Source organism: Streptomyces sp. ISL-11 (assembly GCF_018614525.1).
Classification (GTDB): domain Bacteria; phylum Actinomycetota; class Actinomycetes; order Streptomycetales; family Streptomycetaceae; genus Streptomyces.
Genome location: NZ_JAGGOL010000142.1, coordinates 1 through 11201, shown reverse-complemented (window position 1 = coordinate 11201; position 11201 = coordinate 1). Strand labels below are relative to the sequence as shown.

Sequence of the window (11201 nt, the reverse complement as noted above, 5' to 3'; positions counted from 1 at the left end):
CTCCACGGCGGCCGCGGGGAAGCGGGGGTCGGTCAGGGCCAGCCGCAGGGCGTGCACGTGGCCGACGAAGCGGGCGTCCACGAGCGCGACCCGCTCGGCCGCGGGGACGGCGGCCAGGGCCGTCGCGGTGCCGGCGGCGTCGGCCGCCACCCGCACGTCGAAGCCCAGGGACCGCAGGTCGCCCTCCAGGGAGGAGCCGACGGGCGGCGAACCGGTGACGATGGCGGTCGACAGACGAACTCACTCCTTGGAAGCGGATGCGGCCGCCTCGGGTCCGCGGGGCGTCCGGGCAGCGGGCGTGGTGGCACGCCCCGGCCTCGACGGCGGGCGGCGTGCGGGCACGTCGGCAGAGGCTATCGGATCACCGGAAGGCGCCGTTCACCGCACGTGCACCGCGGCTTCCCGCCACTGACAGGACGCGCGGGCCTCCCGGGAGGTTCCGGGCGCACGGGAGTGAACGGAACGGATCCCTTATCCCGACTGGATTAGGGTGCCGTCATGACGTGGCTGATCACAGGTGGGGCCGGATACATCGGGGCGCATGTGGCGCGGGCGATGCTCGACGCGGGCGAGCGGGTCGCCGTGCTGGACGACCTGTCCGCCGGCGTGGCCGGAAGACTGCCGAAGGAGTGCCCGCTGGTCCGCGGCTCGGTCCAGGACCGCGAGCTGCTCGACCGTACGTTCGCCGAGCTGGATGTGACGGGTGTGGTGCATCTCGCGGCGAAGAAACAGGTCGGGGAGTCGGTGGAGAAGCCGCTTCTCTACTACCGGGAGAACGTGCACGGGCTGACGGTGCTGCTGGAGGCGGTGGTCGCCGCGAGGATCAGGAGCTTCCTCTTCTCCTCCTCGGCCGCGGTCTACGGCATGCCGGACGTCGATCTGGTCACGGAGGAGACCCCGTGCCTGCCGATGAACCCGTACGGGGAGACGAAGCTGGCCGGCGAGTGGCTGGTCCGGGCCACCGGAGCCGCGCACGGCATCTCCACGGCCTGTCTGCGCTACTTCAACGTCGCGGGCGCGGCGGCGCCGCAGCTGGCCGACACCGGGATCTTCAACATCATCCCGATGATGTTCGACCGGCTGACCCGCGGCGAGAGCCCGCGCGTCTTCGGTGACGACTACGCCACCCCGGACGGCACCTGTGTCCGTGACTACATCCACATCGAGGACCTGGCCACCGCCCACCTGGCAGCGGCGCGCCGGCTCGCCGAGCGGCCGGGCACGGGCGATCTGACGCTGAACGTCGGCACGGGTCGGGGGGTGTCGGTGCGCGAGATGGCGGACCTGATCGCCGAGGTCACCGGGCACCACGAGCCCGCGCCCGTCGTCGCACCACGCCGTCCGGGTGATCCGGCGCGTGTCGTGGCATCGAACGAACGCATCGCCAAGGAGCTCGGCTGGGCCCCGGCGCACGACGTGCGCGGCATGGTCACCTCGGCGTGGGAAGGGTGGTGCCACCACCACCCCGAAGCACGTCGCCGCTGATCAGCGAGCTGTTACATCGTCGCAGGTCAGAGCACATGACAACGGTGTTCAGTGCCGCGTTGCCCGATGCCTCCCACCCGTAGTTCACTGGGTCCTCGGCCGGCATCCACCGGCCGGGCGGGCACGTACGGGAGGCGGCATTCATGGGCGCAGGGCACGACCACGGCCACTCGCACGGAGGACCCCCTCCGGGTTCGAGCGGCACCGCGGCCGCCGCCTACCGGGGGCGGCTGCGGATCGCCCTGGGGATCACCCTCACGGTGCTCGTGGCGGAGATCGTCGGCAGCGCGCTGACGGGTTCGCTGGCGCTGCTCGCGGACGCCGGGCACATGGCGACGGACGCCGTCGGGGTGGGCATGGCCCTGGTGGCGATCCACTTCGCCAACCGGCCCTTCAGCGGCCGGCGTACGTACGGCTACGCGCGCGCCGAGATCCTCGCGGCGCTGCTGAACTGTCTGCTCCTGCTGGGGGTGGGCGGCTTCATCCTGATCGAGGCGATCGAACGGCTGGCCGACCCGACCGACGTACCGGGCGGCACGACGGTCGTTTTCGGTCTGGTCGGTGTCGTGGCCAATCTGATCTCCCTGGGCCTGCTGATGCGCGGCCAGAAGGAGAGCCTCAATGTGCGGGGGGCGTTCCTGGAGGTTCTCTCGGACGCCCTCGGCTCGCTGGCCGTGGTGATCTCTGCCCTGGTGATCATGGCGACGGGCTGGAGGCAGGCGGACCCGGTGGCCTCGCTGCTGATCGGCCTGATGATCGTGCCACGGACGTTCAAGCTGCTGCGAGAGGCGCTGGACGTCCTGCTGGAGGCGGCGCCGAAGAACGTCGACATAGACGAGATCCGGTCACACATCATGGCGCTGCCCGGGGTCGAGGACCTGCACGACCTCCATGTGTGGACGATCACATCCGGAATGCCGGTGCTCTCCGCCCATGTGGTCGTCGACCATGCCGCGCTGGACTCGGTCGGACACGAGAAAATGCTTCACGACCTGCAGGGCTGCCTCGGCGAGCACTTCGACGTGGAGCACTGCACCTTCCAGCTGGAGCCCGGTGGCCACGCGCAGCACGAGGCGAGACTCTGTCATTGACGCCGGACGACGGTACGGCAGACTTGAGGGTCGACGACCGACAACGAGGATGGTCAATGCCGATCACACCAGCCAAGGGCCTCTCCACCGACGACACGGCGGTCCCCGACTCCGGTGGCACCACCGAACCGATCATGCTGGAACTGGTCGACGAGGCCGGCAGAACCATCGGGACGGCCGAGAAGCTGTCCGCCCACATCGCCCCGGGCACGCTGCACCGGGCCTTCTCGGTCTTCCTCTTCGACGACAGCGGCAGGCTGCTGCTCCAGCGCCGGGCCCTGGGGAAGTACCACTCCCCCGGCGTCTGGTCGAACACCTGCTGCGGTCATCCCTATCCGGGCGAGCCGCCGTTCGTCGCGGCCGCCCGGCGCACGGGTGAGGAGCTCGGGGTCGCGCCCACGCTGATGCGCGAGGCGGGCACGGTGCGCTACAACCACCCCGACCCGGCCTCGGGCCTGGTCGAGCAGGAGTACAACCACCTCTTCGTCGGGACCGTCGGCACCCAGCTGCGGCCGGATCCGGAGGAGATCGAGGAGACGGCCTTCGTGACCCCGGCCGAGCTCGACGCGCTGCGGGAGAAGTTCCCCTTCTCGGCGTGGTTCATGGACGTGCTGGACACGGCGCGGCCCGTGGTGCGGGAGATCACCGGGGACGCGGCGGGCTGGTAGACCCGGCCGGACGCCCGGCGGCCGGGCCGGTGCGGGACGCCCCGAGCGGCAGGGCGGCCCAGACCACCTTGCCGCCGCTCGCGGTGTGCTCGACGTCGCACAGGCCGCCGGCCTCGTCCGAGATGGCCTTGACCAGCAGCAGCCCCCGGCCGCCGATCTGGTCCTCGCCCGCCTCCAGGGGTTTGGGCCGGTACGGGTGGTCGTCCTCGACGGCCACCCGTACCCAGTCCGGGCCGAGGGAGACCTCCACGGAGACCTCGGGCGACAGCAGGGCCGCGTGCTGGACGGCATTGGTGACCAGCTCGGAGACGATCAGCAGCAGTCCGTGCAGGAGGTCGTCGCGCAGGGCCACCCGCTCGTGCCTGAGCAGATCGCGGACGGCGTGCCGGGCCCGGGGCACGGAGGAGTCGAGCGCGGGAGCCGTGAACCGCCAGGCACCGTCGAACGCGATCGGTCTGCGGGCGGGCGGGGCCTGCCCCGGTTCGGGCGGGACGCTCCCGAGGATTTCCATGTCCGATACCAACCCCTCACCCTGGTCGACCGCACCCAAGAGTGTTGGGAACGTAAGGGTCCGCACCGGCAGGCTGAACAGAAGTCAGCGTCTATCGACGGTATTTGATCGCGTGCGTATGCCACGGTCACTCACGCGACTGTTCCTGGCCGCCCTGTTCGTTGTTCGCTGAACGGCCCGGAATCTCATCCTCCGTCAGCAGGCCGATGACATGCCTGCGGCGACCGACCGTCCACCGGCCCACGGGTCCGATCATGGAAACCCTTCCCGGATAGCATCCGGCCATGGAGCCCGCACTGCATCTGGACGTCGCCGAGGCCACCGCGACCGTCCGCATCGCCAACCCCGCCAAGCGCAACGCCATGACCACGGACATGTGGCGGGCCCTGCCGGAGCTGCTGGAGCGCTGCGCCGCGGACCCGGCGGTGCGGGTGCTCGTCCTGACCGGCGAGGGCGGCACCTTCTGCGCGGGCGCCGACATCTCCTCGCTCACCGACGGTGCCGAGAGCTCGCGGGACCTGGCCATCGCGGCCGAGGAGGCCCTCGCCGCGTTTCCCAAGCCGACCGTCGCGGCCGTCCGCGGCTACTGCGTGGGCGGCGGCTGCCAGCTCGCCGCCGCCTGCGACCTGCGGTTCGCCGCCGAGGACGCGGCCTTCGGGGTGACGCCCGCCCGGCTGGGGATCGTCTACGGGGCGTCGTCCACCCGGCGGCTCGTCGACCTTGTCGGTCCGTCGACGGCCAAGTACTTGCTGTTCTCGGCCGAGTTGATCGACGCCGGCCGGGCGCTGCGGACGGGCCTGGTGGACGAGGTGTGGCCGGCGGACGCGCTGGAGGGGCGGGTGGCGGAGTTCGCCCGGGTGCTCGCCTCGCGCTCGCAGCTGACGCAGGCCGCGGCGAAGGAGTTCGCCGCCGGCCCGGCGGCCGCGGACCGGCTCGCCCACTGGGCGGAGCAGGCACGCGGCAGCGGCGACACCGCGGAGGGGGTCGCCGCCTTCCTGGAGCGCAGGGAACCGCGCTTCGGATGGAACGTCGGGGCGTGCTCCTGAGGGTGCCGCGCGGTCCGGCAGGACAGTGGGGCGCGACAGGAGGAGGCTGGGAAGAGGGACGACCACTCCCGGGGGATGTCACGCCCAAGGAGATGTCATGACTGGAACGACTCGGAACGACGCACCCGTCGCGTTCGAGGGCGACGGCGTGGAGGTGCGCACCAAGGAGATAGGCGGCGGCATGACCGTTGCCTTCCTGCACTTTCCCGAAGGCGCGGATCTCGGTCCGGCGCTCAAGGGCCTGCCGGACGATCTGTGCCAGTGCCCGCACTGGGGTTATCTGCTCTCGGGCCGGCTGAAGATGCGGACCGACCACGGCGACGAGGTCTACGAGGCGGGTCAGGCTTGCTATCTGCCGCCCGGCCACGCTCCCGAGGCCCTGGAGGAAAGCGAACTGCTGGACTTCTCGCCGACGGACAAGTGGAACGAAGTGATCGATCACGTGAAGGCTCAAGCGGGCTGAGCGGTGCGGGAGCGGATATGGCGGTGGCGCCCCTCGATGGGGTGCCACCGCCATATCGGCTTCTCCGCGGCTCGGCCTTCGCAGCCGGACCGCGCCCGGCTACAGCCGGACCGCGCCCAGCATGCGCAGCAGCCTCAGCATGTCGAAGATCCACCAGCCTTCCTGGATCCTGCCCTCGCGGAAGCGGTAGATCGTGACGCCTTCCATCTCGACCTGCCGGCCGGTCGGGGCGATGCCCAGGAAATCTCCGTGGTGCGTGCCCCGCCAGGTCCAGCGGTTGACGACCCGGTCGCCCTCGGCCACCTGGTCGTGGACCGCGAAGGTGAAGTCGAACGCGGCTCGCCAGGCGGCGACGTCCTCCTTCATGGCCGCGCACCCGACGACGCTCTCCTCTTCCTTGGCGATGTCGTGGTCGCGGTAGTCGCCGGCGAACAGCTCGTCCATGAGGTCGAGATCGCCGCCTTCGGCGATCTCCTCGAAGAAGCGGAGGGCTGTCGCCTTGTTGAGCTGCTCGTCACGGAGCACTTCGAGGTCGGTGAAGGTGGGCATGCCGTCGCAGAGGGCCACCATTTCCTCGAAGACGCGGTTCGTCTCCGGCAGATCGGAGTTCTTCTTCGCCTCCTCGTACGAGGGGAATTCTATGATCTCCACATAGTGATCGCTGTTGGAGCGGTCCCGGCCGATGACCGAATGGGTGGCGGTGCGCTTTCCCTCGGTCAGTTCGAGCCATTGGTCCATCAGGCGATTCATCTCGTCGTATCTACGGGTCTTGCAGTCGACCAGTTGCACGAATGCCATGACGCCTCCCGGAGGGACATGGCCCATTTTAGTCGCCGGCCGTTCCGTCGCCTCGGTCGCCGCCCGTTCGGTCGCCGAAAAGGCCCGGACCCCCGTACCGGACCTCTCGGCCTCGGGCCGCCCTCATTTCTTGGCCTCGCGCCAGTGGGCGACGAGGTCAGCGGGAGCCTTTTCCGGGGAGCCGGCGTCGTAGGGCGGCCGCGGGTCGTACTCCAGGAGCAGCTGGATGGACTGCGCGACCCGGTCGCCGGCGATCCGGCCGGCGAGGGTGAGCCCCATGTCGATGCCGGAGGAGACCCCGGCGGCGGTGACGTACTTGCCGTCGGTGACGACCCGCTCGCCCGTCGGCTCGACGCCGAAGGAGGCCAGCTCCTCCATGGCCAGCCAGTGGGAGGTGGCGCGGCGGCCCGTCAGCAGTCCGGCGGCGGCGAGGATCAGGGAGCCGGTGCACACGGAGGTGGTCCACGTCGTCGTCCGGTCCACCGCCCTCAGCCATTCCTGGGTGCGGGAGGATCCCATCGGGCCACTGGCGTCGGGCGCGCCCGGCACGACGACGATGTCGGGACGGGCGACCTCGTCGAGGGTGGCGTCCGCGATGAGCGCGAGGGTGCCGGTCTCGTTGCGTACGGGGCCGGTGCGCTCGGCGGCCAGGACCACTTCGGCGCCGGGGAGGCCGTTGAGGGTCTCGTAGGGCCCGATGGCGTCGAGGGCGGTGAATCCGGGGTAGAGGAGGATGGCTATCTGCACGGTTGTCCTTTCTGGAGCCGGTCGGCCGGCAGGTCAGCTTGCGGCGGGGGACAGGGGGCGGAAGCGGCGGCGGTACTCGGCGGGGGCGATGCCCAGGGTCCGGACGAAGGCGCGGCGCATGGCCTCGGGCGTGCCGTAGCCGCAGGTGCGGGAGATCCCCTCGACGCTGTCCGCGGTGTCCTCCAGGAGCCGGCGCCCGGCCTCCACCCGGACCCGGTCGACGTAGCGGCCCGGCGGCATGCCGACCTCGTCGAGGAAGGCCCGCGCGAAGTGCCGGGACGAGAGGTTCGCGCGGGCCGCGAGCGCCGCCACCGACAGGTCGGCGCCGGGGTTCTCGGCGATCCAGTGCTGGATGTCGCGCAGCGGCGGGCGGCGCGCGGTCTGGGCCGCGAGGTGGGCGCTGAACTGCGTCTGGTTGCCGGGCCGGCGCAGGAAGACGACGAGGTGGCGGGCGATGGTGAGGGCCGGCCCCCGGCCGAGGTCCTCCTCCACGAGCGCGAGCGCGAGGTCGATGCCCGCGGTCACACCGGCCGAGGTGGCGATGTGGCCGTCGCGTACGTAGATGGGCTCGGGCTCCACGCGGACGGCGGGGAACCTCGCGGTGAACGCGGCGCAGAACGCCCAGTGGGTGGTGGCGCGGCGGCCGTCGAGCAGGCCGGCTTCCGCGAGCAGGAACGCTCCGGTGCACACGGAGACCACCCGCTCGGCGCGGGGCGCGTGCTCGCGCAGCCAGGCGACGAGCCCCGGGTCGTGGTCACGGACGCACTCGCCGCCGGGAACGAGGAGGGTGTGCGGGTCGGTGACGTCGCCCAGCGCGTCGTCGGGCATCAGCCGCAGGCCGCTGGTGGTGCGCACCGGTCCGCCGTCGAGGGTGGCGGTCCGTACCCGATAGGCGTCGGGGCAGCCGGCGTGGACGGCGTCGGCGAACACTTCGAGCGGCCCGGTGACATCCAGGCTCTGGACGCCCTCGTAGAGGACGATCAGCACGGTACGGCGGGGCGACATACGACCATGCTGGTCGTGCCCGGCCCAAGGCCGCAATGACGGGCTTCCCACCTTTCCTGCCATCAGGCCGTCCCCGCTTCCCGCGCTCTTCCCGCCGTACCGACCAGTCGGTAACGTGCCGGACATGACGACTCTTCCTCCGCGTGCCGGACGCCGCTGTCACAACGTCATCAACCCGCTGCACTCGACGCTGTTCTTCTCCCCCGACTACCGCGAGGAGCTGTCGCGGATCGGCCTGAAGGACTGGAGCGCCGCCTACTTCGCGACCCGGGCCGCCGCGCTGGGCCGGGTGGGCGCGGGCACGGTCACCGCGACGTTCTTCAACTTCAAGCACGATCTGGTGGCCCGGCACATCCCGCGCGCCTGGGACATCGCCTCCCCGCAGGAGGTCCTCGACGCCCGGCTGCGCGCCGCCGACGCCACACTGCGCCGGCTGCTCGGCGCGGAGGCCGTCGTCTCCCCGGAGATGGCCGAGGCCGCCGGACTCGCCCTGCGCGCCGCCGAGGCGTGCGCCCGTCCCGCCCGGCCCCTGTACGCCGCCCACGCCGACCTGCCCGTGCCCGAGGCGCCGCACCTGGCCTTCTGGCACGCCAGCACACTGCTGCGCGAACACCGCGGCGACGGCCACCTGATGGCCCTCACGCAGGCCGGACTCGATCCGGTGGAGGCGATCGTCAGCCACCAGGCGAGCGGACGCGGCTTCACCACGAAGTGGCTGATGGCGACGCGCGGCTGGGACGAGGAGGAGCTGGACGCGGGCAAGCGGCGGCTGCGGGAGCGGGGGCTGCTCGACGCGGAGGGGGAGCTGACGGAGGCGGGCACCGAGCTGCGCAAGGAGCTGGAGAACGAGACGGACCGCCTGGACACCGCGCCGTACGAGCACCTGGGCGCGGCGGGCGTCGCACGGCTCACGGAGCTGGCCACCGGCTTCACGACGGCGGCCCTGGAGGCGGGGGCGTACCCGGTGGACCTGTTCGGCAAGGGCTGACCGGCACCCGGCCGGCGGGGAGGGCGGCCGGGCGACCTCGTCCGTGAGAAGGCCGTCCACGGCGATCCCGGTCGCACCTGCCACAATGCAGTCCGCGGCTCGAAGAGGAAGCGGAGCGTGATCGTGACGGCATCTGGTGCGTCGATCGAAGGCAGGATCGCCGAGGAGCTCGGCGTGCGGGAGCGACAGGTGAAGGCGGCCGTCGACTTGCTCGACAGCGGGTCGACGGTGCCGTTCATCGCGCGCTACCGCAAGGAAGCGACCGAGATGCTCGACGACGCGCAGTTGCGCACGCTGGAGGAGCGGCTGCGGTATCTGCGGGAGCTGGAGGACCGCCGGGCGGCGGTCCTGGAGTCCGTACGGTCGCAGGGGAAGCTGGACGCCACGCTGGAGGCGCGGATCCGCGGCGCGGACTCCAAGGCCCGGCTGGAGGACATCTATCTGCCGTTCAAGCCCAAGCGGCGGACGAAGGCGCAGATCGCCCGGGAGGCCGGGCTGGAACCGCTGGCGGACGGCCTGCTGCGCGACCCGGGCGTCGAGCCGCTCGCGGCCGCGGCCGCCTTCGTCTCCTCCGACAAGGGCGTCGCGGACGCCGGCGCGGCGCTGGAGGGTGCCCGCGCGATCCTCACCGAGCGGTTCGGTGAGGACGCGGACATGATCGGCGAGTTGCGCGAACGCATGTGGACGCGGGGCCGGGTGGCGGCGAAGGTGCGCGAGGGCAAGGAGGAGGCGGGCGCGAAGTTCGCCGACTACTTCGACTTCGCGGAGCCCTTCACCGAGCTGCCCTCGCACCGGGTGCTGGCCATGCTGCGCGGTGAGAAGGAGGAGGTCCTCGACCTCGCCCTGGAGCCGGAGGAGCCGTCGGCCGCCGAGGGCCCGAGCACGTACGAGCAGGCCATCGCCCGCCGCTTCGGCATCGCGGACCGGGGGCGCCCGGCGGACAAGTGGCTGGTCGACACGGTGCGCTGGGCCTGGCGCACGCGCGTGCTCGTCCATCTCGGCATCGACCTGCGGCTGCGGCTGCGGCAGGCCGCCGAGGACGAGGCCGTCCGTGTCTTCGCCGCGAACCTGCGCGACCTGCTGCTCGCCGCACCGGCCGGTACGCGCGCCACGATGGGACTCGACCCCGGCTTCCGTACGGGCGTGAAGGTCGCCGTCGTCGACGCCACCGGCAAGGTCGCCGCGACCGAGACGATCTATCCGCACGTACCGCAGCAGAAGTGGGACGCCTCGCTGGTGACACTGGCCCGGCTGGCCCGGGAGCACGACGTCGAGCTGATCGCCATCGGCAACGGCACGGCGTCCCGGGAGACGGACAAGCTCGCGGCGGACCTGATGACCCGTCATCCGGAGCTGAAGCTCACGAAGGTGATGGTCTCCGAGGCGGGCGCCTCGGTGTACTCCGCCTCCGCGTTCGCCTCGCAGGAGCTGCCCGGCATGGACGTCTCCCTGCGCGGCGCGGTCTCCATCGCGCGGCGGCTCCAGGACCCGCTCGCCGAGCTGGTCAAAATCGATCCGAAGTCGATCGGTGTCGGCCAGTACCAGCACGATCTGTCCGAGATGAAGCTGTCCCGCTCGCTCGACACGGTGGTGGAGGACTGCGTCAACGGTGTGGGGGTCGACGTCAACACCGCGTCGGCGCCGCTGCTCTCGCGGGTCTCGGGCATCAGCTCGGGCCTCGCGGAGAACATCGTCGCCCACCGTGACTCGAACGGGCCGTTCCGCTCGCGCAAGGCGCTGAAGGACGTGGCCCGGCTGGGTCCGAAGGCGTACGAGCAGTGCGCCGGCTTCCTCCGCATCCGGGACGGCGACGACCCCCTGGACGCGTCCAGCGTGCACCCCGAGGCGTATCCGGTGGTGCGGGCGATGATGAAGTCGGCGGGGGGCGGGGTCGCCACGCTCATCGGCAACACGGCCGTGCTGCGCTCGCTGAGCCCCCAGGACTTCGTCAACGACTCCTTCGGTCTTCCGACGGTCACGGACATCCTGCGCGAGCTGGAGAAGCCCGGCCGGGATCCGCGTCCCGCGTTCAAGACGGCCACGTTCAAGGACGGCGTCGAGAAGATCGGCGACCTGGCTCCCGGAATGCTGCTGGAGGGCGTCGTCACCAATGTGGCGGCGTTCGGGGCCTTCGTGGACGTGGGCGTGCACCAGGACGGTCTCGTGCACGTCTCGGCGATGTCGAGGACGTTCGTGAAGGACCCGCGCGATGTGGTGAAGCCGGGGGACATCGTGCGGGTGAAGGTCATGGACGTCGACATTCCGCGCAAGCGGATCTCGCTGACGCTCCGGTTGGACGACGAGTCGTCGCCGTCCGGCGGAACGCCGCGCGCGGAACGCGGCGCCGACCGCCGGGGCGGCACACCACACCAGCGCCGAGCCGACAGCCAGCCGCGGGC

11 protein-coding genes and 1 pseudogene are annotated in these 11201 nt (G+C 71.4%); 7 read left to right on the top strand and 5 right to left on the bottom strand.

What is annotated here, in order from left to right:
• Positions 1-234: pseudogene (locus J7E86_RS31380) on the bottom strand (CDP-alcohol phosphatidyltransferase family protein); the annotation flags it as partial.
• Between the two features lie 264 nt (positions 235-498).
• On the opposite strand from J7E86_RS31380, the gene galE reads away from it, so the two are divergent.
• From galE to idi, 3 genes are all read left to right on the top strand, one after another.
• A complete protein-coding gene (gene galE / locus J7E86_RS25175) occupies positions 499-1485 on the top strand; it encodes a UDP-glucose 4-epimerase GalE (protein WP_215084512.1) in 987 nt (328 codons plus the stop codon).
• A gap of 143 nt (positions 1486-1628) precedes the next feature.
• Positions 1629-2576 (top strand): cation diffusion facilitator family transporter, encoded by a 948-nt coding sequence (locus tag J7E86_RS25170; RefSeq protein ID WP_215084511.1) that lies wholly within the window; start codon positions 1629-1631, stop codon positions 2574-2576.
• 56 nt (positions 2577-2632) lie between these two features.
• Complete coding sequence (gene idi / locus J7E86_RS25165; protein ID WP_215084509.1) at positions 2633-3244, top strand: isopentenyl-diphosphate Delta-isomerase; 612 nt, start codon at positions 2633-2635, stop codon at positions 3242-3244.
• Here idi and J7E86_RS25160 read toward each other — a convergent pair.
• Complete coding sequence (locus tag J7E86_RS25160) at positions 3219-3755, bottom strand: ATP-binding protein (RefSeq protein ID WP_215084507.1); 537 nt, start codon at positions 3753-3755, stop codon at positions 3219-3221. The two genes, idi and J7E86_RS25160, sit on opposite strands and share 26 nt — an antisense overlap.
• A 284-nt stretch (positions 3756-4039) precedes the next feature.
• Between J7E86_RS25160 and J7E86_RS25155 the strand changes: the two genes are divergently transcribed.
• Together J7E86_RS25155 and J7E86_RS25150 are read left to right on the top strand one after the other, a co-directional pair.
• Positions 4040-4801, top strand: a complete 762-nt coding sequence (locus J7E86_RS25155) for an enoyl-CoA hydratase/isomerase family protein (RefSeq protein ID WP_215084505.1) — start codon at positions 4040-4042, stop codon at positions 4799-4801.
• Positions 4802-4898: 97 nt separating this feature from the next.
• Complete coding sequence (locus tag J7E86_RS25150; RefSeq protein ID WP_215084503.1) at positions 4899-5264, top strand: hypothetical protein; 366 nt, start codon at positions 4899-4901, stop codon at positions 5262-5264.
• A gap of 99 nt (positions 5265-5363) precedes the next feature.
• Here the strand turns inward: J7E86_RS25150 and J7E86_RS25145 are convergent, their stop codons facing one another.
• The 3 genes from J7E86_RS25145 to J7E86_RS25135 all read right to left on the bottom strand — a co-directional run bounded on the left by J7E86_RS25145 (position 5364) and on the right by J7E86_RS25135 (position 7814).
• Positions 5364-6062, bottom strand: a complete 699-nt coding sequence (locus tag J7E86_RS25145; protein ID WP_215084502.1) for an ester cyclase — start codon at positions 6060-6062, stop codon at positions 5364-5366.
• Positions 6063-6185: 123 nt separating this feature from the next.
• Positions 6186-6809 (bottom strand): DJ-1/PfpI family protein, encoded by a 624-nt coding sequence (locus J7E86_RS25140; RefSeq protein ID WP_215084500.1) that lies wholly within the window; start codon positions 6807-6809, stop codon positions 6186-6188.
• 33 nt (positions 6810-6842) lie between these two features.
• A complete protein-coding gene (locus tag J7E86_RS25135; RefSeq protein WP_215084498.1) occupies positions 6843-7814 on the bottom strand; it encodes a GlxA family transcriptional regulator in 972 nt (323 codons plus the stop codon).
• 124 nt (positions 7815-7938) lie between these two features.
• Between J7E86_RS25135 and J7E86_RS25130 the strand changes: the two genes are divergently transcribed.
• Positions 7939-8802, top strand: a complete 864-nt coding sequence (locus J7E86_RS25130; RefSeq protein WP_215084496.1) for a hypothetical protein — start codon at positions 7939-7941, stop codon at positions 8800-8802.
• Positions 8803-8925: 123 nt separating this feature from the next.
• Positions 8926-11201, top strand: a 2276-nt coding sequence (locus J7E86_RS25125) for a Tex family protein (RefSeq protein ID WP_308312726.1), incomplete at its 3' end; no start/stop codon positions are given.